At 69.1% G+C, this 26,099-nt stretch carries 21 protein-coding genes; 8 read left to right on the top strand and 13 right to left on the bottom strand.

Translation table 11 applies throughout. The annotated features are described in order from the left end of the window. Positions 1 to 24: 24 nt before the first annotated feature. Complete coding sequence (locus L3V85_RS25815; protein WP_237675520.1) at positions 25 to 1,665, bottom strand: GMC family oxidoreductase; 1,641 nt, start codon at positions 1,663 to 1,665, stop codon at positions 25 to 27. Between the two features lie 106 nt (positions 1,666 to 1,771). Here L3V85_RS25815 and L3V85_RS25810 point away from each other — a divergent pair, with 106 nt between their 5' ends. Then, positions 1,772 to 2,578: an IclR family transcriptional regulator gene (locus L3V85_RS25810; protein WP_237675519.1), complete on the top strand. Its 807-nt coding sequence runs from the start codon at positions 1,772 to 1,774 to the stop codon at positions 2,576 to 2,578. A 32-nt stretch (positions 2,579 to 2,610) separates the two neighbouring features. Here the strand turns inward: L3V85_RS25810 and L3V85_RS25805 are convergent, their stop codons facing one another. Beyond that, complete coding sequence (locus L3V85_RS25805; RefSeq protein ID WP_237675518.1) at positions 2,611 to 2,943, bottom strand: hypothetical protein; 333 nt, start codon at positions 2,941 to 2,943, stop codon at positions 2,611 to 2,613. Between the two features lie 202 nt (positions 2,944 to 3,145). Here L3V85_RS25805 and L3V85_RS25800 point away from each other — a divergent pair, with 202 nt between their 5' ends. Then, positions 3,146 to 4,372: a DUF2252 domain-containing protein gene (locus L3V85_RS25800; RefSeq protein ID WP_237675517.1), complete on the top strand. Its 1,227-nt coding sequence runs from the start codon at positions 3,146 to 3,148 to the stop codon at positions 4,370 to 4,372. 10 nt (positions 4,373 to 4,382) lie between these two features. Here the strand turns inward: L3V85_RS25800 and L3V85_RS25795 are convergent, their stop codons facing one another. The 8 genes from L3V85_RS25795 to L3V85_RS25760 form a co-directional block, all read right to left on the bottom strand. Next, positions 4,383 to 5,180, bottom strand: a complete 798-nt coding sequence (locus L3V85_RS25795) for a sulfite exporter TauE/SafE family protein (RefSeq protein WP_237675516.1) — start codon at positions 5,178 to 5,180, stop codon at positions 4,383 to 4,385. Further along, the gene (locus L3V85_RS25790; RefSeq protein WP_237675515.1) at positions 5,177 to 6,697 is read right to left on the bottom strand and encodes an AMP-binding protein; all 1,521 of its coding nucleotides are present in this window, start codon (positions 6,695 to 6,697) and stop codon (positions 5,177 to 5,179) included. Before L3V85_RS25790 ends, L3V85_RS25795 begins: the two co-directional genes overlap by 4 nt. A gap of 10 nt (positions 6,698 to 6,707) precedes the next feature. Then, complete coding sequence (sauS, locus tag L3V85_RS25785) at positions 6,708 to 8,150, bottom strand: acylating sulfoacetaldehyde dehydrogenase (RefSeq protein ID WP_237675514.1); 1,443 nt, start codon at positions 8,148 to 8,150, stop codon at positions 6,708 to 6,710. A gap of 17 nt (positions 8,151 to 8,167) precedes the next feature. Further along, positions 8,168 to 9,154 (bottom strand): tripartite tricarboxylate transporter substrate binding protein, encoded by a 987-nt coding sequence (locus tag L3V85_RS25780; RefSeq protein WP_237675513.1) that lies wholly within the window; start codon positions 9,152 to 9,154, stop codon positions 8,168 to 8,170. Further along, on the bottom strand, positions 9,151 to 9,951 hold the full coding sequence (locus L3V85_RS25775; RefSeq protein WP_237675512.1) for an IclR family transcriptional regulator: 801 nt from the start codon (positions 9,949 to 9,951) through the stop codon (positions 9,151 to 9,153). The genes L3V85_RS25780 and L3V85_RS25775 overlap by 4 nt, the downstream gene beginning before the upstream one ends. A gap of 111 nt (positions 9,952 to 10,062) precedes the next feature. Beyond that, a complete protein-coding gene (locus L3V85_RS25770) occupies positions 10,063 to 11,799 on the bottom strand; it encodes a cobaltochelatase CobT-related protein (RefSeq protein ID WP_237675511.1) in 1,737 nt (578 codons plus the stop codon). After that, on the bottom strand, positions 11,796 to 12,779 hold the full coding sequence (locus L3V85_RS25765) for an AAA family ATPase (RefSeq protein WP_237675510.1): 984 nt from the start codon (positions 12,777 to 12,779) through the stop codon (positions 11,796 to 11,798). The genes L3V85_RS25770 and L3V85_RS25765 overlap by 4 nt, the downstream gene beginning before the upstream one ends. A gap of 26 nt (positions 12,780 to 12,805) precedes the next feature. Then, positions 12,806 to 13,639, bottom strand: coding sequence for an IclR family transcriptional regulator (locus L3V85_RS25760; RefSeq protein WP_237675509.1), 834 nt, complete (start codon positions 13,637 to 13,639; stop codon positions 12,806 to 12,808). 161 nt (positions 13,640 to 13,800) lie between these two features. Here L3V85_RS25760 and xsc point away from each other — a divergent pair, with 161 nt between their 5' ends. Both xsc and L3V85_RS25750 read left to right on the top strand, forming a co-directional pair. Then, positions 13,801 to 15,624 (top strand): sulfoacetaldehyde acetyltransferase, encoded by a 1,824-nt coding sequence (gene xsc, locus L3V85_RS25755; RefSeq protein WP_237675508.1) that lies wholly within the window; start codon positions 13,801 to 13,803, stop codon positions 15,622 to 15,624. A gap of 7 nt (positions 15,625 to 15,631) precedes the next feature. Continuing rightward, positions 15,632 to 16,837, top strand: a complete 1,206-nt coding sequence (locus L3V85_RS25750) for an acetate/propionate family kinase (RefSeq protein ID WP_237675507.1) — start codon at positions 15,632 to 15,634, stop codon at positions 16,835 to 16,837. A 4-nt stretch (positions 16,838 to 16,841) separates the two neighbouring features. Here L3V85_RS25750 and L3V85_RS25745 read toward each other — a convergent pair whose 3' ends face one another. Beyond that, positions 16,842 to 17,783 carry a LysR family transcriptional regulator gene (locus tag L3V85_RS25745; protein WP_237675506.1) on the bottom strand — a complete coding sequence of 314 codons (942 nt, stop codon included), beginning with the start codon at positions 17,781 to 17,783 and terminating at the stop codon, positions 16,842 to 16,844. Between the two features lie 82 nt (positions 17,784 to 17,865). Between L3V85_RS25745 and L3V85_RS25740 the strand changes: the two genes are divergently transcribed. From L3V85_RS25740 to L3V85_RS25725, 4 genes are all read left to right on the top strand, one after another. Further along, on the top strand, positions 17,866 to 20,811 hold the full coding sequence (locus tag L3V85_RS25740; protein ID WP_272934113.1) for a molybdopterin oxidoreductase family protein: 2,946 nt from the start codon (positions 17,866 to 17,868) through the stop codon (positions 20,809 to 20,811). A gap of 110 nt (positions 20,812 to 20,921) precedes the next feature. Then, a complete protein-coding gene (locus tag L3V85_RS25735) occupies positions 20,922 to 21,650 on the top strand; it encodes a 4Fe-4S dicluster domain-containing protein (protein ID WP_237675505.1) in 729 nt (242 codons plus the stop codon). Between the two features lie 4 nt (positions 21,651 to 21,654). Continuing rightward, positions 21,655 to 22,587 carry a dimethyl sulfoxide reductase anchor subunit family protein gene (locus tag L3V85_RS25730; RefSeq protein ID WP_237675504.1) on the top strand — a complete coding sequence of 311 codons (933 nt, stop codon included), beginning with the start codon at positions 21,655 to 21,657 and terminating at the stop codon, positions 22,585 to 22,587. A gap of 62 nt (positions 22,588 to 22,649) precedes the next feature. Beyond that, positions 22,650 to 23,807, top strand: coding sequence for a hypothetical protein (locus L3V85_RS25725; RefSeq protein ID WP_237675503.1), 1,158 nt, complete (start codon positions 22,650 to 22,652; stop codon positions 23,805 to 23,807). 13 nt (positions 23,808 to 23,820) lie between these two features. On the opposite strand, the gene L3V85_RS25720 is transcribed toward L3V85_RS25725, so the two are convergent. Then, positions 23,821 to 24,750, bottom strand: a complete 930-nt coding sequence (locus L3V85_RS25720; RefSeq protein WP_237675502.1) for an SMP-30/gluconolactonase/LRE family protein — start codon at positions 24,748 to 24,750, stop codon at positions 23,821 to 23,823. A 77-nt stretch (positions 24,751 to 24,827) separates the two neighbouring features. After that, a complete protein-coding gene (locus L3V85_RS25715; protein WP_237675501.1) occupies positions 24,828 to 26,030 on the bottom strand; it encodes a serine hydrolase domain-containing protein in 1,203 nt (400 codons plus the stop codon). Between the last annotated feature and the right edge of the window lie 69 nt (positions 26,031 to 26,099).

The following is a 26,099-nucleotide window of genomic DNA, read 5'->3' as shown; positions in this document are numbered from 1 at the left end:
GCGGGCCTTGGGTCTGCAAAAAACTCAGTGCGCGGCGGCTGCCGCTCTCACGTCCTCTCTGATCAGGTCGACGGCCTTCTCGGCCATCATCACGGCGGGCGCGTTGGTGTTGCCCGACACCAGCGTGGGCATCGCCGAGCAGTCGATCACGCGCAGCCCCGCCACGCCGTGCACGCGCAGGCGCGCATCGACCACCGCGAGCGTGTCGCCGCCCATGCGGCAGGTGCCGGTGGGGTGGAAGATGGTGGCGCCGTTGTTGCGGCAGAACTCCAGCAACTCGGCGTCGCTCGCGGCCTGCGGGCCGGGCTTCACTTCGCGCTTCACGTAGGGCCGCATCGCGGGAGATTCGGCAATGGCGCGGGCCGCCTTCACGCCGGCCACGGTGGTCGCGCGGTCGAGTTCGGTGGCCAGGTAGTTGGGCTGCATTTCCGGCGGATCGGCCGCGTCGAGCGAGCGGATGCGGATGTGCCCGCGCGACTCCGGCCGCAGCTGGCACACCGACATCGTGAAGCCGGAGTAGGGGTGCACCTTGCCGCCCGCCATGTCGGCCGACAGCGTGGCCACGTGGAACTGGATGTCGGGCGTGGCCGCCACCGGCCGGCCGGCATCGTCCTTCAGCGCGCGCATGAAGCAGCCGCCCTGGTTGATGCCCACCGCCAGCGGGCCGGTGCGGCGCAGCAGCCATTCCAGGCCCATGCCCATCTGACCGAACCAGGAGTTGAGCTGGTCGTTGGTGGTGATGGGCTTGGTGCACTCGTAGCCCAGGCGTATCTGCAGATGGTCCTGCAGGTTCTCGCCCACGCCGGGCAGCTCGTGCACCACCGGCACGCCCAGGCGGTCGAGCAGCGCGCGCGGCCCGATGCCCGAGAGCTGCAGCAACTGCGGCGACTGGATCGAGCCCGCCGACAGCAGCACCTCGGCGCGGCAGCGCGCGGTCTTGAGCACGCGGTCCTGCCGGTAGGTGATGCCCACGGCGCGGCGTCCCTCGAGCACCAGCTTGCCCGCCAGCGCCTCGGTCTCGATGCGCAGGTTGGGCCGCTGCTTCACGGCGGGCGTCAGGTAGGCCTTGGCGGTGCTGCAGCGCCAGCCCTTGTGCGTGGTCAGCTGGTAGTAGCCCGCGCCTTCCTGCGTGGCGCCGTTGAAATCGTCGGTGCGCGGCACGCCGGTCTGCCGCGCGCCGTCGATGAAAGCCTCGATCAGCTCGTGCCTGGCGGCGATGTCCGAGACCTTCAGCGGCCCGCCGGCGCCGTGGAAGGCGTCGGCGCCGCGCTGGTTGCCTTCGGACTTGACGAAGTAGGGCAGCACCTCGTCGTAGCTCCAGCCGGGGTTGCCCAGGGCGGCCCAGTGGTCGTAGTCCTCGCGCTGGCCGCGGATGTAGATCAGCCCGTTGATCGAACTGGAGCCGCCCAGCGTCTTGCCGCGCGGCCAGTAGATGCGCCGGCCGTTCATGTTGGGATCGGGGTCGGTCTCGAAGCGCCAGTTGTAGGTCGGGCTCCACATGGTCTTGCCGTAGCCGATCGGCAGGTGGATCCAGAGCGAGCGGTCCGCCGGCCCCGCTTCGAGCAGCAGCACGCGCGTGGCCGGGTCTTCGCTCAGCCGGGCGGCCAGCACGCAACCGGCCGAACCGGCGCCGACGACGATGTAGTCGAACTCTTCTTCAGACATGCAATGGGCGCCTGTTGCTTCGGGGAGTGGAACAATCGCTTCGCTCGGCCGCATCCTAGGCTAATGATTTTCGGAACGCAATGTTCCATTTTTAAGGTTTACCCGCATGCCCCGTTCCGCGCGCCCGCCCGCCGCAGTGGTTTCCATCGAAGAGCCGGAGTCCGCATCCGCCTCCGGTTCGTCGGCCGAACGCAGCCTGCGCCTGCTCGCGCTCCTGGCCAACGAAGGCCGCGCACTCACCCTGGCCGACCTGGCCGCGCAGCTCGGCCTGCCCAAGGGCACCGCGCACCGCATCTGCACGCAATTGCTGGCCGGCGGCTTTCTGGCGCGCGACGTGGACGAGCGCTCGTTCAGCGTCGGCCCCGCGCTGCGCAAGCTGGCCTTCGACACGCTGAACCACGGCGTGGTGCGCGGCCTGCGCCACGAGGTGCTGTCGGAACTGGTGCGCGAGGTCGGCGAGACCTGCAACCTCACCACGCTCGACGGCGCGCGGGTGCTGTACCTCGACCGCGTGGAAGCGCAATGGCCGCTGCGGCTGACGCTCGACGTGGGCTCGCACGTGCCGCTGCACTGCACCGCCAGCGGCAAGCTCTTTCTTGCGCAGATGCCGAAGAAAGAGCGCGACGCGCTGATCGGCAGCCTGCCGCTGGAGCGCATGACCGCCAACTCCATCACCACCGCCGAAGCGATGCATGCCGAGTGCGAAGAGATCGCCCGGCAAGGCTATTCGTGCGACAGGGAGGAGTTCATTGCCGGCCTGGTGGCGGTGGCCGTGCCGGTGCGCGATGCGCAAGGCGCGGTGCGCGCCGCGCTGGCCGTGCATGCGCCGACCGCGCGCATGTCGATGGACGATGCTTTGAAGCGCATCGACGCGCTGAAGGCTGCGGCCGGGAAGATGACGGCGTTGCTCTGAGGCCCTGAGGCCCGGCAACGCCGCCCGGGTAATTACTTGCCGATCTGCTGGCTGACCGCGTTTTCCTGCTGGTTCAGCGCGCGCTGCTCGGTGCGCGTGATGTGGCTGCCATTCTGGCTGGCCATCGCATGCTCTTCGCGGCGGATCTGGTGGTCTTCATGATGCAGGCCGGCTGCCTGCGCGCGGGTGATCTGGCCTGTCTTCACTTCGTTGTGAATGCGCCGGTCCTGGTTGGCCAGCCGGTGGTTGACCTCGGTGCGGCGCGGATGGTCCTTCTGCCACTGGGTCTCGGCCAATGCACCGGTGGAGACGCTGGCGACCGACACGGCGGCCAGGGCGAGGGCGATGAAATGACGGTGGAACATATGCACTCCTTGGTGTGAAGCTGTTGCGTGCCGGAATGGCACCGCATGCCTGAAACAACGAGCCTTCATCGGCCGTCGTGGACGCCGTGCGCGTATCGGCCGCGTAAAGCTGCGTTACCGCATCCACGCCGCGTCGGTGGGTTCAGAATCCGCCATGACAGGGCGCGCGTCGCGCGCTCGCGAATGAAAGGGGAATGCAAGCATGCTGAACGTCGCCGAGACCATCCGCAACTACAACGCCGGCCGCGACCCCGACCGCCTGGCGATGAAGTACGCCAACATGCGCACCAACGCCTTCGTGTTCCTGCGGGGCACCTGCCACCTGTTCTACCAGCGCCTGCCCTCGGACCCGCTGTTCGCCGGCAAGGCGCCCGCCGGCTGGGTGTGCGGCGACGCACACCTGGAAAACTTCGGCAGCTACAAGGGCGACAACCGCCTGGCCTACTTCGACCTCAACGACTTCGACGAAGCCGCGCTCGCGCCGGTCACATGGGAACTCGTGCGCTTCCTGTCGAGCATCCTCATCGCGGGCGACAGCCTCTGCGCGACCACCGACGACGCCGATGCGCTGTGCAACACCGCCCTCGACGCATACGTCGGCGCGCTGCTGCTGGGCAAGGCCCGTTGGGTGGACCGCGACAACGCCGACGGCCTGATCGAACAACTGCTGGACACCCTCAAGGCGCGCACGAGACCCGCCTTCCTGGACAAGCGCACCGACCGCAAGGGCCACGGGCGCGCCATCCGCATCGACGGCAAGCACGCACTCGCCGCCAGCGACGCGCAGCGCGACCGCGTGACCAAGCTGGTGGGCGCCTATGCCGCGACGCAGGACAAGCCCGAGTTCTTCAAGGTGCTCGACGTGGCCAGGCGCATCGCCGGCACCGGCAGCTTGGGCGTGGACCGCTACATCATCCTGGTCGAAGGCAAGGGCTCGCCCGACGGCAACTACCTGCTCGACCTGAAGGAGGCGCTCCCTTCATCGCTCGCGCCTTACCTGAAGACTGCGCAACCCGCATGGCCGTCGCAGGCGCACCGCGTAGTGGGCCTGCAGCGCCGCATGCAGGCCGTGTCGATGGCGTTCCTGCAACCCATCGTCGACGGCACCAAGTCGTCGTCCACCCCTTACGTGCTGCGAGGCCTGCAGCCCAGCGAAGACCGCGTGAACCTCGACGTAAAGCGCACATCCCTCGACCAGATCCGCGGCGTCACCGACGAAATGGGCCAGCTCATGGCCTGGGCCCAACTGCGCAGTTCGGGCCGTCAGGGCTCCGCCATCGCCGATGCGCTGATCGACTTCGGCGGCTCGGCCAAGTCCTGGCGCAAGGACCTGATGGCTGCGGCGCACCAGTGCACGGCGCAGGCGGTGAAGGACTGGAAGGACTACTGCGAGGCTTATGACGCGGGGGAGATGGTGGCTGCCAAGTAACGCTGGCTGCTCAACCGACCAACCCCGCCACCGACCGCACCACACTCACCGTCGCCAACGCAATCAGCAGATTCAGCACATGCTTCCTGAACTGCTCCGGCGACACGCCCTTGAACGAGCGCTGTCCCCACCAGATGCCCGCGAGCATCGCCGGGGCCAGCCACAGCGCCCACTTGAGGGTGTCCGGCCCCAGCAGGCTGCCGGATGCATGCACTGACGAGGGCATCAGCGCCGCGCAGATCAGCGACACCACGTCGCTGAACAGCAGCAGCGCGATGAGCGTGGCGCGCAATGTGGCGGGCGCCATCTTCACCGTGCTCAGCAGCACGGCGATGGCGATACCGCCGATGGCCGCCACGCCGTTGATGAAGCCCGAGGCCAGCCCCGCCGACAGCCGCACGCCGCGCGTCGGCACCAGCGTGAGGCGGGCGCCGGCGCGCAGCAGCAAGGCTGCCGACATCAGCAGCGCGCCGATCAGCAGCCGCAGCGGCGTCTCGGGCAGCCATGCGAGCAGCGCCACGCCGATGGGAATGCAGATGAGGTTGCCCAGCATCAGCCAGCTGAGCCAGGGCATGTCGACATCGCGCGCGATGCCGCGCAACTGGCTCAGGCTGGCGAGGATTTCCAGCATGAAGATCGCCGGCACCACGAGCGCGGGCGACACCACCAGCGACATGCCCGCCACCGTGATGGCCGAGAAGCCGAAGCCCGCGAAGCCGCGCACGATGCCGGCCGCGAACACCACGCACAGGCTATAGGCGAGCGTAGCCGGTGCCAGCGGCGGCACCAGCAGTTCGGCGGCGGTCATGCCTGGAACAGCGGCAGCAGCTTCAGGCGCTGCACCTTTCCCGAAGGCCCGCGCGGCAGGTCGTTCACGAAGCGGTAGTGGCCGGGCGTCTTGTAGCGCCCCAGCGCCTCGGCGCCGAAGGCGCGCAGCTCGTCCTCGGTGCAGGCGCAGCCTTCGCGCAGCACGATGCACACGCCGATCTCCTGGCCGTAGTGGCGGTCGGGCACGCCCACGGCCGCGGCCTCGCGCACGGCGGGGTGGCGCATCAGCGCCTCGTCGATCTCGCGCGGCGCGATGTTCTCGCCGCCCTTGATGATCAGCTCCTTGATGCGGCCGGTGACGAAGAAGAAGCCGTCCTCGTCGCGGTGCCCGAGGTCGCCGGTGCGCAGCCAGCCGTCGGGCGTGAAGCTGGCGCGGGTGGCTTCCTCGTTCTTGTAGTAGCCGAGCATCACGTTGGGGCCGCGGATCACCAGCTCGCCGGTCACGCCGTCGGGCACGGCAGAGAGCTTCGCGTCGACCACGCCCGCCATGCAGCCCGATGCACGGCCCACCGAGCCCAGCTTGCGTGCCGCCGGGTCCATGGGGTTGGAGAACGAAGGCGCGGCGGTTTCGGTGAGGCCCATGGTCTCGACGATGCCGATGCCGAACTTCTGCTCGAAGGCGCGCAGGTGTTCCGGCGGCAACGCGGCCGATGCCGAGCGGCAAAAGCGTATGGCCAGCGTCTGCGCGAGCGGCGGCTTCGGGCCCTCGAGCAGGTAGGAGATCATGGTGGGCACCAGGTTGATCCAGCTGCACTGCGTCTGCGTGGCCTGTTCCCAGAAGCGGCCGGCCGAAAATTTCGGCGGCATCGCCAGGCTGCCGCCATGCGCGAGCGGCGCGAGCATGGTCACGGTGAATGCGTTGATGTGATACAGCGGCAGCACCGCGAGCACGCGGTCGGAAGACCGCAGCCCATGTTCCGCGCTGATGGCGTATGCGTTGGCCGCCAGGTTGCGCTGCGACAGCATCACGCCCTTGGGCATGCCGGTGGTGCCCGAGGTGTACATCAACAGCGCGACGGCATCGGGCAAGGGCGGGGGCACGGCGACGGCGGGCGCTTCGGTCTCGCCCGGCAACACCTCGGCCTCCGGGTCGACCACCAGCACGGTCACGGGCCTGTCGAAGGCCTGCACGATCTCGCGCACGCGCGCTTCCCATTCGGGCGCGACGCAGACCACGCGGCAGTCTGCATGGGCGAGCACGTAGCGCATCTGCTCTGGCTGCGACAGCAGATTGACCGGGTTCACGCGCAGACCGCCATGCATCGCGCCCAACAGCAGCCGCAAGGTCTGCAGCCCGTTGGGCATGACGACGGAGATCGTGTCGCCCGGCCGTGCGCCCGCGCCGTGCAGCACGGCAGCCACGCGCCTGCAGCCGCGCGCGAGTTCGCCGTAGGTGAGGTGCTGGCCGGTCTCGGTGGCGCGCGCGTACACCGCGTGCGGCTGCCGCTGCGCCTGCTGCTCGATCAGCGCATGGACGGTGGTGGCGGGGGCTGTCATGCCGCCGTGCTCACTTCGCGCCGTGGCTGGCGAAGAAGGCGCCGAAGATTTCTTCCTCGCTCGGCACCACCTCGGGAATCGGCCGCGACACGCGCGTGATGTTCAGGTAGTGGCGGTAGTTCATGTTGTCGGAGAAGTTGTTCTTGCCCCAGGTGCCGCAGCCCATCGACAGCGAGAAGGGCAGGCCGTTGTCGAAGCTGCCTCCGGTGGCGATGCAGTGCGCCTGGTCGACGATGACGCGCGACACCGGCAGCGTGAGCCCCAGCGCCAGCGCGCGCTCGGGCACGGCGCTGTGCAGGCCGACCGAGTGGCCAGCACCTTCGTACGAGTAGATGCGCGCCACCGTGGCGGCGGCCTCGTCGAAATCGCGCGCGGCGTACACCGCGAGCACGGGGCTCAGCTTCTCGCCGGAGAACGGATGGTCGTGGCCCACGCCGTCCTCGGCCACCATGAGGATGCGCGGGTCGGCTTCGGCAATTGCCATCCATGCGGCGCGGTTGGCCCCATCGACGGCGGCCGCGCGCTCGGCGATCGCGCGTGCCGACTGCCCGATGACGGCGGCCGACAGCTTGCCCTCGGGCCACATCAGCTTCTGCAGCGTGGCCTTCTGCGCGTCGGCGAGCATCACCGCGCCCCGGTCCTTCAGCGCCGAGAGCATCTTCGCGCGCACAGCGTCGACGATGACCAGGCTGTTCTCCGACGAGCAGCTGGTCGCGTTGTCGAAGGTCTTAGAGCGCACGATGCGGTCGGCGGCGGCCTGCACATCCGCCGTCTCGTCGACGATGCCCGCCACGTTGCCCGCGCCCACGCCGAAGGCCGGCGTGCCGCTCGCGTAGGCCGCGCGCACGTTGGCCTGCGAACCAGTGGCCACCACCAGGTCGCACAGGCGCATCAGCTCGGCGGTCGATTGCTTGTTGACCGGCGCGGGCAGCAGCTGCACCAGGTCGCGCGGCGCGCCGATGCGGTCGAACTGCCGGTGGATGAACTCGATGAGCCGCGCCGCCGTCGACCAGCCCTTGGGCGAGGGCGCCACGATGACCGCGTTGCGGCCCTTGAGCGCATTGATGATCTTGTTGGCCGGCGTGGCGCCGGGGTTGGTCGACGGCGTGATGGCGCACACCACGCCCACGGGCCGCGCGATCTCGACGATGCCGCGCGCCGGGTCTTCCGCGATCACGCCGACCGAGCGCGCGCCGTGCAGGTCGCGCAGCAGGCCGAAGGTCTTGCGGTGGTTCTTGCGCACCTTGTCTTCCACGTTGCCCACGCCGGTGTCGGCCACGGCCAGTTCGGCCAGCTCGCGGTTGCGCGCCGGCTCGACGATGGCCCAGCCCGCGGCCACCACGGCGGTGTCGACCTGCGCCTGCGTCCAGGTCTCGTAGATGCGCTGCGCGGCGCGTGCGCGCGCCACCAGCTCGGCGATGGGGGAAGAAGAGGAGGAGGGTGAATGTTCCATGAATCTGTCCGTGTCGATCAATCGACCTTGATGCTGGCTTCTTTTGCCAGCTTCTGCCAGCGCACGAGCTCGGTGGTCACCACCTTGCCCAGTTGCTCCGGCGTGCCGCCCACGCCTTCGCTGCCTTGGGCCAGCAGCTTGTCGCGGATCTCGGGTTCCTTCACTACCGTGTTGATCACGCGGTTGAGTTTGTCGATGGCGGGTTGCGGTGTCTTGGCGGGCACGAACACCGCGTACCAGGAGTCGACGTCGAAGTCGGGAATGCCGGCTTCCTGCATCGTCGGCACGTCGGGGAATGCGGCGCTGCGCTTGGTGGTCGACACCGCGAGCGCCTTGAGCTTGCCGGCCTTCACGAACTGCGCCGCGGCCGGAATCGACACCCACAGCAGCGGCACCTGTCCGCCCATCACGTCGGTCACGGCCGGGCCGCCGCCGCGATAGGGAATGTGCGTCATCTGCGTGCCGGTGCGCAGCTTCAGCAGCTCGCCCGCCAGGTGCCCCGGCGAGCCGTTGCCCACCGACGCGAAGGAGATGCTGTCCGGCTTGGCCTTGGCCATGGCGACCAGTTCGGCCACCGTGCTGGCCGGGAACTGCGTGTTGGCCACCAGGATCTGCGGCAGCGAAGCGACCATGGCGACCGGCGCGAAGTCTTTCGCGGTGTCGAAGCCCAGCTTGGGATAGATGGCCGGGTTGATGGTGTGCGAAGACAGCGTGAACAGCACCGTGTAGCCGTCGGGCGGCGACTTGGCCACCAGCTCTGTGCCGATGGCGCCGGCCGCGCCGCCGCGGTTGTCGATCAGCACCTGCTGGCCCAGCAGCGCCGAGAAGCGCTCCTGCACGATGCGCGCGATCACGTCGGTGCCGCCGCCGGGCGGGTAGGGCACGACCAGCCGGATCGGCTTGTTCGGGTAGTCGCTCTGCTGCGCCTGCACGGCGAAAGGCAGCGACAGCGCCGCGGCGGCCAGCAGGCCCGCGCGCAGCCAGGGGGCGAAGAACAGCTTCATTCGAGTCTCCTTCTCTTTGTGGTGTTCGTGGCGGCGGGCCCGGCGCTCGCGCGATAGCCGAGCGTGATGCTCGCGTCGCGCGCGCAGGCCGTGATGCGTTCGGCCAGCTCGCGTGCCTGCGTGCGCGCGAAGCGGATCGAGGGCACGCTCATGCCGACGGCCGCGACCGCCTCGCCGCGTGCGTTGAACACCGGCACGCCCAGGCCGCAGACGCCCAGGCGCCATTCCTCGCGGTTCTCGGCGTAGCCGCGCGAGCGCGTGCGCTCCAGTTCGCCAAGGAGGGTGTCGAAGTCGGTGATGCTGTTCTTCGTGTGCGCCACCAGCGTGCCCAGTCGCTGCCGCAGCGCGGGCACGTCGAGCGACGCGGCGGCGAGCAGTGCCTTGCCCGAAGCCACGCAGTACGCCGCCGCCCGGCCGCCGACGCGCGAGTACGCGGCCACGGGCAGGGGGCTGTCGAACTTGTCGAGGTAGACGATCTCGGCGCCGTCGAGCACCGCCAGGTGGATGGTCTCGCCCGTGGCCTGCGCCAGCGCCGCCAGGTGCGGCCGCAGCAGCGCGCCCACGTCGGCCGCCTCGCCCACCAGCGCGCCCAGCTCGAAGAGGCGCAGGCTCGGCCGGTAGGCGCTGGTGTCCGGGTCTTGCACGGCCCAGCCGCATTCGACCAGCGTCTGCAGCGTGCGGTGCGCGTTGCTGCGCGCCATGCCGAAGGCCTGCGCCAGGTCGGTGACGCGGCAGTCGCGCTGCTGGCGCGCCATCCACTCGATGGCGGCAAGACCCTTGGCAAGCGTTGAATCCATGAGACTCCTTGCTGTTCCAAATATTGGAACGACGTTCCCGGATGTGAAACGCAATGTATGAAGCCGGGGCGCCCCTTGTCAATCGGGGACTTGGATGTAGGCCTAAACGCCTCAGCGGCGATGCCGCCCGGCCATCAGGTCGATCACCTCTCGGAAGATGACGTTGCCGCTGCTGCTGGCCAGGTCGAGCACATGGCTGCGGCTGTAGTAGGGGCTCAGATTGAGGCCCACGCCGATGCCTGCGATGGCGATGTCGCCGCGCTGCTCCTGGCGCGCGACCACGTCGCGCAGGTGGTGGTCCAGGTAGTGCGCGTCGTTGGCCAGGTGCGTGGCGCTGTCCATCGGCGAGCCGTCGGAGATCGCCAGCAGCAGCTTGCGCGCCTCGCCGCGCTGGCGCAGCCGCGCGCAGGCCCAGTCGATGGCCTCGCCGTCGATGCCTTCGCGGAACAGGTCGGCCTTGAGCAGCGCCGCCATCGCGGGGCGCGCGCGGCGCCAGGGCGTGCCGGCGGCCTTGAAGACCAGATGGCTGCGCTCGTTGAGCCGGCCGGGGTGGGGTGGCCGGCCGGCGCGCACCCATTCGCGCTGCGGGCGGCCGCCGTTCCATGCGCCGGTGGTGAAGCCCAGCACCTCGCAGGCCACGCCTGCCTGCTCGAGCGCGCGCGCGAACACGTCGACCATCATCGCGACGGATTCGGCGTGCTCCTTCATCGAGCCCGAGCAGTCGATGAGAAAGCTGACGACGCAATCGGCCAGCGGTTCTATTCGCTCGGTGCGGAACAGGCGCCGCTCGCCCGGCGACGCGATGAGTTGCGCGAGCCGCCGGCCGTCGATCAGGCCTTCTTCCTGTCCGCCGTCCCAGCCGTCGCGTTCGGGCTGTGCCAGCAGGGCGCGCAGCTCGCGCGCGAGGCGGGCGATGTTCACGCCCTGCGCGGCGATGCGGCGGTCCAGCTTTTCCCGGTGCTGCGCGAGCACTTCCTTGCGCGCGAGCGTGGCGGCGTCGTGTTCGCGGTCGTAGGCGGTGGTGAAGACGCGATAGGCGCCGCCCGCGTCGTCGAGCACGGCGCTGCGGCCCGACTCGGCGGTGGTGAAGCGCTCGACGATCTCCTGGTCCATGTCGGCCACCAGGCTGAACACGCTGCGCTTGTCGTCCACATGCGGATCGCGCGCGGCATCGCCGCCTTCTTCGCCTGCCTCGTGCAGCATCGCGGCCACGGTGCGCGCGATGGCGAGGGCGTGCACGGCATAGGCGGCCTGGTCGGCGCGGTCTCTTCGCAGCCCGGCCAGGGCATGGCCGATGAGCGGCGCGAGCGCGAAGCGCGTGGCTTCGAGCATGTCCTCGGTTTCTTCCACCACCTGCTGGCCGCTCACGCGGGCGCGGCAGATCTGCGCCACGGCGTACAGCAGCAGGCCGCGCGCCGTATCGGTCAGCCCGGAGTGATGGAAGGCGAGCGACCATTGCTCGTGCCGGTGCCGCAGGTTGCGGTGCATGCCGGCCATGACATCGGGCGCGAGCGCCTCGACGCGGAACTGCTCCAGCATTTCGAACAGCATGCGTTCGACGGGCTCCTGTGGCTGCAGCGTTGCATGCAGCGCCGCGTCCGATTCTGTGAGCCGCAGCGCGAGCCCGTCGGCCACGCCGCGAAACGACGCGAAGTCGTCGGTGTCGGGCGACGGATGCAGGTGCGGCGCGAACCACGGCAGCGCGATGCGGCCACGGTGCAGCCGACGCCCGCGGAAGTGCAGGTCGCGCTCGCCGCTGAAGGCCCGCACCACGCCCGCGCAAAGCTCCGCGACCAGCTCTTCCTGCCGCACGCGGCGCTGCATCGCGCTCGCGGGCTTCGAGGTCATTCGCGCGAATCCGGCGAGAGCTGGTGCGACTCCTTCAGCTCGCGGTCGAAGCAGCGCTGGAAGTACTCGGCCACCAGCGGCCGTTCGGCGTCGTCGCACTTGTTGACGAACGAGAGGCGAAACGCCAGCGCCGGGTCCTTGAAGATCTCGATGTTCTCGGCCCAGGTGATCACGGTGCGCGGCGACATCAGCGTCGACAGGTCGCCCGCCGCGAAGCCTTTGCGCGTGAGGTCGGCCACCGCCACCATCGACGCGACCAGCTTCGTGCCCGCCTCGCCGGTCAACGAAGGCACGCGCGCCTGCACGATGGCGATTTCTTCCCCGGCCGGCAGGTAGTTGAGCGAAGCCACGATGTTCCACCGGTCGATCTGCGCATGGTTGAGCCGCTGCGCGCCGTGGTACAGGCCGTTGAGGTTGCCCAGGCCCACCGTGTTGGCGGTGGCGAACAGGCGGAAGAAGGGGTGCGGGCGCAGCACCTTGTTCTGGTCCATGAGCGTGAACTTGCCGTCGCGCTCCAGGATGCGCTGGATGACGAACATCACGTCGGGCCGGCCCGCGTCGTACTCGTCGAAGATCAGCGCCACCGGCCGCTGCAGCGCCCACGGCACGATGCCTTCCTGGAACTCGGTGACCTGCTTGCCTTCGCGCAGCACCACGGCGTCCTTGCCGACGAGGTCGAGCCGGCTGATGTGGCCGTCGAGGTTCAGGCGCACGCAGGGCCAGTTCAGGCGCGCCGCCACCTGCTCGATGTGGGTCGACTTGCCGGTGCCGTGCAGCCCCTGCACCATCACGCGCCGGTCGCGCATGAAGCCGGCGAGGATGGCCAGCGTCACGTCGGGGTTGAAGCGGTAGACCGCATCGACCTCGGGCACATGGTCGTCACGCTCGCTGAAGGCGGGCACCCGCAGGTCGGTGTCGATGCCGAACACCTCGCGCACGCTGAGCATCCGGTCTGGGCGAAGTTCGGCGGTGTCGGTCACGGTGGGCTTTCTGGAAGGAGGGGGAATCAGGCCTGCGCGCGGTCGGAAGAGGCCGCGCCGGCGTCGATGCGGCTCAGCGCCTTGGCCGCGCGCTGCAGCGCGGGCAGCAGGGTCTTCGCCTTGGCCGCGTCGAGCCGCATCACCGGCGCCTGCACCGCGATGCACAGGTTGGAAGGCGCGTCGTCTCCCGAAGGCACCAGCGTGGCGATGCACAGCAGGCCGGGCAGGAACTCTTCGTGGTCGATGGCGTAGCCGTCCTTGCGGATGCGCTGCACTTCCTTTTCCAGCGCTTCGGGGTCGGTCAGTGTCCGGGGCGTGTAGGTTTCGAGCGGCGCGTTCGACAGCAGCCGGCGGCGCTGCGCCAGGCTCATCTGCGAGAGAAAGATCTTGCCGCTGGCCGAGCAGTGCACCGGCACGCGCGAGCCCGAATGCAGGTAGAAGCGCAGCGGCGCGGCGGTCTCCACGCGGTCGAGGTACACCACCTCGCTGCCCGACAGCGCGGTGAGGTTGCAGCTCTCGCCGATCTCCTCCACCAGCTGGCGCAGCACCGTGTGGCGCGCGCCGTGCAGGCTGTCGTTGAGCAGCAGGTTCTCGGCCAGCCGGCGCAGCCGCGTGCCGATGCCGTAGTGCCGCCCGTCGCCTTCGCGCTGCAGCAGCCCCGCGCCCTCGAGCTGCTGGAGCATGCGATGCAGCGTGGGCTTGGGCAGGCCGGTTTCTTCCACCAGCCCTTGCAGCGAATAGCGCTGGTCTTTCGCGGCCATGACTTCGAGCAGCGCGAACAGGCGCATGGTGGGCGTGTCGCCCGCCGGTTCGGCGGCTTCCACGGGGAGCCCTTTGACGATCTTCATGGCGCGGATCATAGGTGTTTTACAAAAAAAGAGACAAGGCGTACCGTTTTTTGTAAATTGTTTGACGCCGTGCCGATGCCGTCCTATATTCCGCCGGAATGAATTCCGGAACAAGTCGTTCCGACTTTTCGGGTGCAATCCACCGCCCCTCATCCCTTCAGGAGACGCCTTCCATGAGCCAGAAGCAAGCCGCAGCCCCCACCCGCGAAGCCGTCAAGGGCGTGCAGAAGATGACGCCCTCCGAGGCCTTTGTCGAGACCATGGTCGCCAACGGCGTGACCGACATCTTCGGCATCATGGGCTCGGCCTTCATGGACGCGATGGACATCTTCGCGCCCGCCGGCATCCGACTGATTCCGGTGGTGCACGAGCAGGGCGGCGCCCACATGGCCGACGGCTATGCGCGCGTGTCGGGCCGCCACGGCCTCGTGATCGGCCAGAACGGCCCCGGCATCAGCAACTGCGTGACCGCCGTCGCGGCCGCCTACTGGGCGCACAGCCCGGTGGTGATGATCACGCCCGAGACCGGCACCATGGGCATGGGCCTGGGCGGCTTCCAGGAAGCCAACCAGCTGCCGATGTTCCAGGAGTTCACCAAGTACCAGGGCCACGTCAACAATCCCAAGCGCATGGCCGAGTACACCGCGCGCTGCTTCGACCGCGCCATCTCCGAAATGGGCCCGACGCAGCTCAATATTCCGCGCGACTACTTCTACGGCGAGATCCAGTGCGAGATCCCGAAGCCGATGCGCGTGGAGCGCGGCGCGGGCGGCGAGAACAGCCTGAACGCGGCCGTCGAGCTGCTGGCCTCCGCCAAGTTTCCGGTGATCCTCTCGGGCGGCGGCGTGGTCATGGGCGACGCGGTGGAAGAGTGCAAGGCGCTTGCCGAGCGCCTGGGCGCGCCGGTGGCCAACGGCTACCTGCGCAACGACTCCTTCCCCGCGAGCCATCCGCTGTGGGCCGGCCCGCTGGGCTACCAGGGCTCCAAGGCCGCGATGAAGCTGATCGCGCAGGCCGACGTGGTGCTCGCGCTCGGCTCGCGCATGGGGCCCTTCGGCACGCTGCCGCAGCACGGCATGGACTACTGGCCGAAGGACGCGAAGATCATCCAGGTCGAGGCCGACCACACCAACCTGGGCCTGGTGAAGAAGATCACCGTCGGCATCCACGGCGACGCCAAGGCCACTGCCAAGGAACTGCTCAAGCGCCTGCAAGGAAAGACGCTGGCCTGCGACGCCACCAAGGCCGAGCGCGCCGACAAGATCAAGGCCGAGAAGGCCGCGTGGGAAAAAGAACTCGACGAGTGGACCCACGAGCGCGACCAGTTCAGCCTCGACGCCATCGAGGAAGCCAAGGGCGAGAAGACGCCCACCGGCGGCAGCTACCTGCACCCGCGCCAGGTGCTGCGCGAGCTGGAGAAGGCCATGCCGCCGCGCGTGATGGTCTCGACCGACATCGGCAACATCAACGCCATCGCCAACAGCTACCTGCGCTTCGAGGAGCCGCGCAGCTTCTTCGCGCCGATGAGCTTCGGCAATTGCGGCTACTCGCTGCCCACCATGATCGGCGCCAAGTGCGCGGCACCCGACCGCCCGGCCGTGGCCTACGCAGGCGACGGTGCCTGGGGCATGAGCATGGTGGAAATCATGACGGCGGTGCGCCACGACATTCCGGTGACGGCCGTGGTGTTCCACAACCGCCAGTGGGGCGCGGAAAAGAAGAACCAGGTCGACTTCTACAACCGCCGCTTCGTGGCCGGCGAGCTGGAGAGCGAGAGCTTCGCGGGCATCGCCAAGGCCATGGGCGCCGAAGGCATCGTGGTCGACAAGCTCGAGGACGTGGGCCCGGCGCTGAAGAAAGCCATCGACATGCAGATGAACGAAGGCAAGACCTGCGTCATCGAGATCATGTGCACCCGCGAGCTGGGCGACCCGTTCCGCCGAGACGCGCTGTCCAAGCCGGTACGATTCCTCGACAAGTACAAGGACTACGTCTGAAGAACACATGACCGATTCGCTGCTGACGCTCAACGCGGGTTCCTCGTCCATCAAGGTCGCATTGTTCGATGCGGCACACCCGGGCGGCGATGGCGACGCGTTACCGTCGGCGCGCTGGTCGGGCCAGGCGGACGGACTTGGCGCGGGGCTGAAGGCGCGGCTGCGCGTGCGCGATGCACAGGGCAAGACGCTGCTCGACGAAACACTCGAAGGTGCACGTGCATCGCACCAGGGCGCGCTGGCCGCATTGCTCGAGTGGCATGCGCGGCAGGGCGAGGGCGGCCGCATCGCGGCGGTGGGGCATCGCATCGTGCACGGCGGCACGGACTTCGTGGCGCCGGTGCGCATCGACGCGGCGCTGCTCGATGCGCTTGCAAAGCTGGAACCCCTGGCGCCGCTGCACCAGCCGCACAACCTGGCCGGCGTGCGCGCCGCGATGGCCGCCTTCGAAGGCGTGCCGCAGGTGGCTTGCTTCGACACCGCCTTTCATGCAGTGCAGCCCGAGGTCAACCGCCGCTTCGCGCTGCCGCGCGCGTTGCACGACGCGGGCGTGCGGCGCTACGGCTTTCACGGCCTTTCCTATGAATCGATCGTCGCGCAATTCGCGGGCATCGCGCCGGAGCTGGCGCAGCGCCGGGTGATCGTCGCGCACCTGGGCAACGGCGCGTCGATGTGCGGCATGGTGAACGGCCGCTCGGTCGCGACGACCATGACTTTCTCGCCGCTCGATGGCCTGACCATGGGCACGCGCTGCGGCCGAATCGATGCGGCGGTGGTGCCCTATCTGATGCGCTCGCAAGGAATGTCGGTCGATGCGGTCGAGAAGCTGCTGTTCCGCGAATCGGGGCTGCTGGGCATGTCGGGCGTGTCGAGCGACATGCGCGCGCTGGCTGCTTCGGCGGAGCCCACGGCGGCCGAGGCGATCGGGCATTTCGCGGAGCAGGTGGTGCAGCACATGGGCATGCTGGCAGGCGCGCTGCGCGGCGTGGATGCCATCGTGTTCACCGGCGGCATCGGCGAGAACGACGCGCCGCTGCGCGAACGCATGCTCGAAGACTGCGCCTGGCTGGGGGTGCAAGCCGATGCCGCCGCCAACCGTGGCGGAGCTGCGCGGCTCACCACGCCCGCCAGCCCCGTCAGCGCCTGGGTGCTGCGCACCGACGAAGAAGCCGTGATCGCGCGCCACACGGCGCGCGTGCTTCACATGGGCTGAGCGCTCAGCGCGCGGCCGCAGCGGTGGCCGTGCGCGGAACGGTCGCGCCGCAGTGGCGCAGGAAGTCGGCGGTGGCGCCGCCCAGCAGCTTGTCGCGGTGCATCACCGTCGCCAGCTTGCGTACGCCTGCAGGCAGCCGCGTGCGCAGTTCGACCAGATGCCCGTCTTCCAGCGCCTGCGCCACCGTGTAGCGCGACAGGCAGGCCAGGCCGGTGCCCGATGCCACAACGCGCTTGATCGCCTCGGTGCTGCCCAGTTCGAAGCCCACGTTCACCTGCTCGAGGTTCTGGATCAGCCAGGCATCGGTGACCTGCCGCGTGCCCGAGCCGTGCTCGCGCAGCACCCAGGTGGCTTGCGACAACTGCTTGTGCGTGGCCACGCGGCCCGCGAGCGCATGGCCCGGCGCGGCCACGATCACCAGTTCGTCGCTGCGCCACGCGCGCACCACCAGGTCGGGGTGGGTCTGTGGGCCCTCGATGAAACCCACGTCGACATCGAAGCCCGCCACCGCCTCGATCACGTCGCGCGTGTTGGCGATGTGCAGCCGCACCTGGCTCTGCGGGTGCAATGCGGTCCATTGCGAAACGCGCTCGGGCAGCAGGTATTCGCCGATGGTGAAGCTCGCCGCCACGCGCAGCGGCGCCGCGTGCTCGGCACTGAAGAGGGCCTGCACCTCGCCCGCCTGGTCGAGCAGCGCCTGCGCCTTGGGCAGCAGGGCGCGGCCGTTCTCGTTGAGTACCAGCCGGCGGCCGATGCGGTCGAACAGCAGCACGCCGACCGAGGTTTCCAGGTCGGCCAGCGCGCTGCTCGCGGCCGACTGCGAACGCGCGATGCGGTCCGCCGCCGCGCGCGTGCTGCCGCCGCGCGCGGTGGCCACGAAAACCACCAGCTGGCGCAGGTTCAGGCGCAGGCGCTGCGCGGAGGACTGATCTGTTTTTCCGGTCATGGTGAGAGATATTCTGCGCTTTTCCGCTTGATGGGGGATGCCTAACATCGGCCGTGCCACGCTTGAAAACAAAGGACCGACAGTGTTCAGTTTCCTGTCCCGCGAGCCCGTGCACGACCCGCTGTCGGCGCCCACGCCCACCGCCGACACCACGGTCAAGACCACCACCTGCTACATGTGCGCCTGCCGATGCGGCATCCGCGTGCATCTGCGCGAGGGCGAGAAGGGCCCGCAGGTGCGCTACATCGACGGCAACCCGGACCATCCGCTGAACCAGGGCGTGATCTGCGCCAAGGGCTCGTCGGGGATCATGAAGCAGGTGTCGCCCGCGCGCATCACGCAGCCGCTCCTGCGCAAGGCCGGCAGCGAGCGCGGGGCGGCCGAGTTCGAGCCCATCAGCTGGGAGCGCGCCTACGAACTGCTCACCGAGCGCCTCGCGAAGATCCGCGCCACCGACCCGAAGAAGTTCGCGCTGTTCACCGGGCGGGACCAGATGCAGGCGCTCACGGGCCTGTTCGCGCGGCAGTTCGGCACGCCCAACTATGCGGCGCACGGCGGCTTCTGCTCGGTCAACATGGCCGCGGGAATGATCTACACCATCGGCGGCAGCTTCTGGGAATTCGGCGGGCCGGACCTGGAGCGCGCCAAGCTGTTCGTGATGATCGGCACGGCCGAAGACCATCACAGCAACCCGATGAAGATCGCCATCAGCAAGTTCAAGCGCGCGGGCGGGCGCTTCATCTCGATCAATCCGGTGCGCACCGGCTATTCGGCGATTGCCGACGAGTGGATTCCCATCAAGCCGGGAACGGACGGCGCGCTGTTCATGGCGCTGCTGCACGAGCTGATCGCAAGCGACCTGGTAGACCATGCCTTCCTCAAACGCTTCACCAACGCGCCGCAGCTCGTGGTGCTCGACGACTGCGAGCGCCAGGGCCTGTTCGCCTTCGACCCCGACCCGCAGCGCGGCCCGCCCGGCGACGGCCGCAACCCGCACAACAAGCTGGTGTGGGACAAGGCCAGCGGCAGCGTGAAAAACGCTTACCCCGAAGGCATTGCCGAGGGCTGCGACCCGGCGCTCGAAGGCCACTACACGCTGGCCGACGGCACGCGCGTGGCGCCGTCGTTCCAGCTGCTGCGCGAGCGCGTGGCCAGTTGCACGCCCGAGTGGGCACAGGCCATCACCGGCATCGACGCCGCGCGCATCCGCAAGCTGGCGCGCGAGATGGGCGAGACGGCGCTGAAGCAGGCCTTCGAGCTGCCGATTCCGTGGACCGACGCCTGGGGCAAGAAGCATGAGAGCACGCAGGCGCGGCCGGTGGCCTTTCATGCGATGCGCGGGCTGGCGGCGCACTCCAACGGCTTCCAGACGGTGCGCGCGCTGGCGGTGCTGATGAGCGTGCTGGGCACCATCGACGCGCCGGGCGGCTTCCGGCACAAGGCGCCGTATCCGCGCCACATCGTGCCCAACTACCGGGCCTTCAACGACCCCGGGATGATCCAGCCGAACACGCCGCTCAACGCGGCGCCGCTGGGTTTTCCGGCCAGCCCGGACGAGCTGGCCATCAACCCCGACGGCTCGCCGATCCGCATCGACCATGCGTTCTCGTGGGAGCACCCGCTGTCGGCGCACGGGCTCATGCACAACGTGATCACCAACGCGGTGAAGGGCGACCCTTACCGCATCGACACGCTGCTGATCTTCATGGCCAACATGGCCTGGAATTCGAGCATGAACACCATGGCCGTGCGCGAGATGCTCAACCGCAAGGACGACAAGGGCGAGCACATGATTCCCTTCCTGGTGGTGTGCGACGCCTTCCAGAGCGAGACCGTGGCCTTTGCCGACCTGGTGCTGCCCGACACCACGTATCTCGAACGGCACGACGTGATGGGCATGCTCGACCGGCCGATCTCGGAGTTCGACGGGCCGGTCGATTCGGTGCGCGTGCCGGTGGTGCCGCCGACGGGCGAGTGCCGCCCGTTCCAGGAGGTGCTGATCGAGCTGGCTTCGCGGCTGAAGTTTCCGGCCTTCACCACGCCGGAGGGCGGGCGCAAGTACACGGGCTACCCGGACTTCGTCGTCAACTTCGAGCCGCAGCCGGGCATCGGTTTTCTCATGGGCTGGCGCGGCAAGGACGGCACCGAGCACCTGCGCGGCGCGCCAAACCCGAAGCAATGGGAGGCCTATGCCCAGAACAACTGCGTCTTCCAGTACCACATGCCCGAGACCATGCACTACATGCGCAACTGGAACCGGGAGTACCTGGACTTTGCCAAGGACAAGGGCTGGCGCCAGCGCAACGACCCGGTGCAGCTGGCGCTGTACTCCGACACGCTGCAGAGCTTCAGGCTCGCGGCGCAGGGCAAGAGCCCGGGGCGCCAGCCGCCCGAGGCGCTGCGCGAGCGCATCGACAAGTACTTCGATCCGCTGCCGTTCTGGTATCCGCCGCTGGAAGAAGCCGCGACCGACCTCGAGGCGTTTCCGCTCAACGCGCTCACGCAGCGGCCGATGGCGATGTATCACTCGTGGGATTCGCAGAACGCCTGGCTGCGGCAGATCCACAGCCACAACTACCTGCACGTGAACCCGCTGACCGCGCAGGCGGCGGGCATTGCCGACGGCGGCTGGTGCTGGGTCGAGAGCCGCTGGGGCCAGGTGCGCTGCATGCTGCGCTACAGCGAGGCTGTGGAGCCCGGCACCGTGTGGACCTGGAACGCCATCGGCAAGGCGGACGGCGCCTGGCAACTGGCGCCGGGCGCGGACGAGGCGCGCAAGGGCTTCCTGCTGAACCACCTGATCAGCGAGGAGCTGCCCTGCGAAGGCACGGCGAGCGGCACCATCAGCAACTCCGACCCGATCACCGGGCAGGCCGGCTGGTACGACGTGCGGGTGCGCATACGGCCGGCGGAACCCGGCGAGCCTGAAGAAAGCTATCCGCAGATCGAGAGCATGCCGGTGGTACCGGGTGTGCTGGGGAAGGCGGCGAGTGTGTTGACGTATTTTGCGGGGAGGGGGAAGAAATGATGCAGTGGCTCAAGGATCTGCTGTCCCCGGCTCCGGTATTGCCCCCTCTCCCGCTTGCGGGAGAGGGCTGGGGTGAGGGGAGCGGCGCTGGAATTGGAAGCCTTGGCGTGATGAAGGCCGTTGCACCCTCACCCCGACCCTCTCCCGCAAGCGGGAGAGGGAGTACTGCAACCCAGCGCGCCGCACAAGGCGAAACACTCGCCAAGCAACTCGCCCTCGTCATCGACCTCAACGTCTGCGTCGGCTGCCACGCCTGCGTCACGTCCTGCAAGCAATGGAACACCTCCGGCAGCGCCGGCCCGCTGGCCGATGAGCGCCCCTATGCCGCCAATCCCACCGGCACCTTCTTCAACCGCGTGCAGACCTACGAGGCCGGCGCCTTTCCCGTCACCGAGACCATCCACTTCCCAAAGAGCTGCCTGCACTGCGAAGACCCGCCGTGCGTGCCGGTGTGCCCCACGGGCGCGAGCTACAAGCGCAAGGAAGACGGCATCGTGCTGGTCGACTACGACAAGTGCATCGGCTGCAAATACTGCGCATGGGCCTGCCCCTACGGCGCTCGCGAACTCGACGAGGAGCGCCAGGTCATGACCAAGTGCACGCTGTGCGTGGACCGCATCTACGACGAGCAGTTGCCCAAGGAAGACCGCAAGCCGGCCTGCGTGAAGGCCTGCCCGACCGGCGCGCGCATCTTCGGCGACGTGAAGGACCCGGACTCCGAGGTGTCGAAGGCCATCCGCGAACGAGGCGGCTACCAGCTGATGCCCGAATGGGAAACCAGCCCGGCCAACCAGTACCTGCCCAGGCACATCAGGCAGTCGACGGCTTCGGAGGAATAGCCGCATGCATCCCGCGTTCTCCATTCTTTTCTTCACCACGCTGGCCGGTGCCGCGCAGGGGCTGGTGTTCGCGCTGGCGCTGGCGGTGCTGTTCGGGCTCGACCTCGCGCCGGGCTTCCTCGGCATTGCGCTGGGCGTGGCCGAGGTGCTGCTGGTGGCCGGCCTCGCCGCGTCCTTCATGCACCTGGGCCGCAAGACGCGCGCGTGGCGCGCGGTGCTGATGTGGCGCACCTCGTGGATGTCGCGCGAGGTCATCGTGCTGCCGGTGTTCATCGCGCTGGTGGCGCTGTGGTGGCTGTCGCTGCGGCTGGGCATCGGCGCGCCGTGGTCATGGCTGCTGCCGCTGCTGGTGCTGTACGGCGCGATGCTGCTCTGGTATTGCACCGCGATGATCTACGCCTGCCTGCGCTTCATCGAGGAATGGGCGCATCCGCTGACCATCGTCAACTTCACGCTGATCGGGTTGTCGTCGGGGCTGGTGCTGGCCTGCGCGATGGCGGCCGCGAGCGGCGAGGCGCGCTTCGTGCAGGTATTCGGGCCTTGGGCGCTGGTCGCCACGCTGGCCGCATGGGCGGCGCGTGGAGGCGCGTTGCGACGCAATGCACGCCTGCGCCACAAGTCGACGCTGCAGTCGGCCACCGGCATCCGCACGCAGAAGCTGGTGCAGAAGTCGATGGGCATGTCGGCCGGGTCGTTCAACACACGGGAGTTCTTTCATGGGGTGTCGCTCGCGGCGCTCGGGAACATGAAAATCGGCTTCCTGCTGCTGGCCTTCGCGTTGCCCGCGCTGATGGTGCTGTGGGGCATCTTCAGCGCATCCGCGTGGCCCTGGCTGCTCGCGGTGCTGGTGCAGGCGCCGGGCCTTTTGGCCGAGCGCTGGTTCTTCTTTGCGCAGGCCAGGCACCCGCAGAACCTCTACTATCAGGTCGTGTCTTAGCTCGCGCGCGACAGGGCGCTGTCCGCGGTCTTTTGAATTCGGAATCAAAGGAGACAGGACAGATGAAGCCCATCGCATTCGTTCCCGCGCGAGGCCTGTGCCTTGCGATCACCGGCGCGGCAACCGCGCTGCTCCTTGCGGCTTGCGCTGCATCCGGGCCGCAGGCGCCACCTCCCACGGCGGCCGTAGGGGCCGCGCCCACGTTCCGCGTCGACGCGTCATGGCCCCGGCCGCTGCCCAACCGCTGGATCCTCGGCCAGGTCAGCGGCGTGGCGGTCGATGCCGAAGACCACATCTGGGTGCTGCAGCGTCCGCGCAGCCTGTCGGAAGACGAGGCCGGCGCCGCCCAGAATCCGCCGCAATCGAAGTGCTGCCTGCCCGCGCCGCCCGTGCTCGAGTTCGACACGGCCGGCCGGCTGCTGCGCTCCTGGGGCGGCCCCGGTGCAGGCTACGACTGGCCGGGCAACGAGCACGGCATCCATGTCGATGCCAAGGGCTTCGTGTGGATCACCGGCAATGGCGACAACGACGGCCAGGTGCTCAAGTTCACGCGCGACGGCAAGTTCGTGATGCAGATCGGCAAGATCGGCCCGCAAACAGGCAACGGCGACACCACGCGACTGGGCAAGGCCGCCGGCGTGGAGGTCGATGCGGCCGCCAACGAGGTGTACGTGGCCGACGGCTACCAGAACCGCCGCGTCATCGTGTTCGATGCCGACACCGGCGCCTACAAGCGCCACTGGGGCGCCTACGGCCGCCCGCCCAGCGACGCCGAGCCGCCGCAGGGGCGCCGGACGCTGCCGCCCACGCAGGCCCAGCTGCAGCAGTTCGGCACGCCCGTGCACTGCGTGCGCATGGCGCGCGACGGGCTGCTCTATGTGTGCGACCGCCTGAACAACCGCGTGCAGGTCTTCCGCAAGGACGGCCGCTTCGTCAAGGAGTTCATGGTCGAGCCCGCGACGGCGGGCAACGGCTCGGTGTGGGACATGGTGCTTTCGCGCGATCCGCGGCAGCAGTGGATCTTCATGGCCGATGGCCGCAACAACCAGGTGCTGACGCTCGACCGCGAGACAGGCGCGGTGGCGGGCACGCTCGGCCGGCCGGGACGCTACGCGGGCGAGTTCCATTGGGTGCACGACCTGGCGATCGACTCGCGCGGCAACCTCTATGCGGGCGAGGTCGACAACGGAAAGCGCGTGCAGCGGTTCACGCGAGATTGAGCGATCGAGCCGCTCAGGCCTCGTAGTTCAGCTTCAGGCCGGGCGTGGGCCAGTCGTCGATGGCAATCAGCCGCCCGCTGCCCGACAGCGTGACGTACGCCGTGCGCCGCTCGCGTCCGCCGAAGCAGATGTTGGTGGTGAAGCGGTCGGGCAGGGGCACATGCGTGACCGCGCCGCCATCGGGCGGCACGATGCTGATGCCGCCATGCATCAGCGTGGCCACGCAGAGATTGCCGAGCGCATCGACCGCCATCGAATCGAAGCGCTGGTAGTGGCCGCCGGGTGACGCACAGAGCATGCGGCCGCCATGAGGCGACGGCCAGCCGTCCTTTCGGACGCTGCCCGGCGCCGCGATGTCGAAGGCCCAGACGCGCGCGCCTTCGGTCTCGGCGTAGTAGAGCGTGCCGCCGTCCGGCGACAGCGCGATGCCGTTGGGCGTCATCACCGGCCGCGCGATCACACTGGCCGCCGCGCCATCGGCATGGCCGTAGAACAGGCCGCCGCGGTCCATGTCGCGCTCGCGCACCTTGCCCAGGTCGGTGAAGTAGAAGCCACCGTGCGCGTCGAACACGATGTCGTTGGGGCCGCACAGCGCGCCGCCTTCCACCGCGTCGTACAGCCGTTCGGCGCGGCCGGTGGCGAGGTTCACCCGCTCGATGCGCCCGCCCGAGTAGTTGCCGGCCTGGCCCACGGGCCGCAGGCACCCGTCGGCTTCTGTGTGCCATGCGAAGCCGCCGTTGTTGCACACATAGACCGCGCCGTCGGGCCCGATGGCCGCGCCGTTCGGGCCGCCGCCCAGGTCGGCCACCACCTGCACCAGCCCGTCGGCGCGCACGCGCGTGAGCGTGCCGCGGGCAATCTCCACCAGCAGCACGGAGCCGTCGTCCATGGCGATCGGGCCTTCGGGAAACTGCAGGCCGGTGGCGAGTTCTCGGATGCGCATCACGGGGCTCCTTGGTGGCTTTGGCAGGCCACAGTTTGCTACGGCTTCTTGCTGGCCGTGCCGCAGGCCCGCACGGCCTATCGGAGCAGCGCGCGCAGCAGCCCGCTGCGGCGCAGCCGCATCACCAGGCTGCAGCCGGCGAGGCGGCAGCGCCATTGCGCGAGGAATGGCACGGTGGACCCGGCCGCTGCGGCGGCGGGCGTTTCGCTGTCGCGGCTCGCCAGCAGGCGGTCCAGCAGGGCGGAGGCGCGCGAGCCGCTTTCGCCCGCGTCGCCGGCCTGCGTGATGCGGGCCAGCGCGAAGTTCGCGCTCTGGCCCGCTGCGTCGATCACCGCGTCGGCCTGTGCGCCGGCCATCACCCGTTCGGTGCCGCGCGCATGCCGCAGAACGGGGCGTCCGTTGCGCATCGCACCGGTCCAGCCGAGCGCGTAGCCGCCCGGCGCCAGATCGCGCAGGCGGTGCACGTAACCCGCGGGCAGGGGTGTGCTGTCGCCTTGCAGTGCGCGCAGGTGCCAGCGCAGCCAGCCGGCATAGGTCGATGGGGTGGTGGCGAACAGGCTGGCCGGCGTGATCGCGTCACGCCAGAGCGCGAGGCTGCCGGCACCCGTTGCATCGGCGGCGCCAGGTTGGCGCCACGCTCCGGCGATACCCAGCGGGCGTGCCACTTCCTGCTCGAAGAGCGCCCGGTAGTCCTTGCCGCTCGCGCGCTCGAGCATCACGGCTGCCAGTGCGTAGCCCGCGTTGGAATACAGGAAGCCGGCGTCGGCCGCGGGTGGCTGGCCGAGCAGCCAGTGGGCGAAAAACAGGCGGCGCCCGGTGTCGGTGGAAAGCCGAGCTTCGGGTTGCGCGGGCAGCAGGCTCACGAAGCGGCGCAACTCGCCTTCGGTGGTGAAGGGCGCCACGCCGGCGCGGTGGGCCAGCAGGTCTTCGAGCGTCGCGTTGCGGTAGGCCGGCAGCATGTCGCGCCGCAGTTCCGGCAGGGCCTCGGCGAGGCGCGTGTCCCAGCGAATCAGGCCGCGCTCGATCAGCCGGGCGGCGATCACCGCCGTCATGGCCTTGGCATCGGCGGCGATGGCAAAGAGCAGCTTGCCGCCCGAGGCCTCGGGCCCTTCCGTTCCCAGTTCGTCGCCCGCCGGCGTGACGTGGCCGGCCACCGCCGTGGCCAGCCCGTGCGTCACGGCCGGTGCACTGTCGTCCTTGCCGCAGCCCGAAACGAGCGCGGCGGCCGCGAACATTGCCGGGAGTGCCCGGCGCCGGGTGTCAGCGAAGAATGTCGTCACAGCTTGCGACTCCGTGCGTGCTTGCCATGCTTTCGGCATGGCGGGAACTGAAGGTACAGGTGAGAGGAA

The sequence above is a fragment of the Variovorax paradoxus genome, from assembly GCF_022009635.1.
Lineage (GTDB): Bacteria > Pseudomonadota > Gammaproteobacteria > Burkholderiales > Burkholderiaceae_C > Variovorax.
This window is presented reverse-complemented; position numbering and strand designations above follow the sequence as displayed.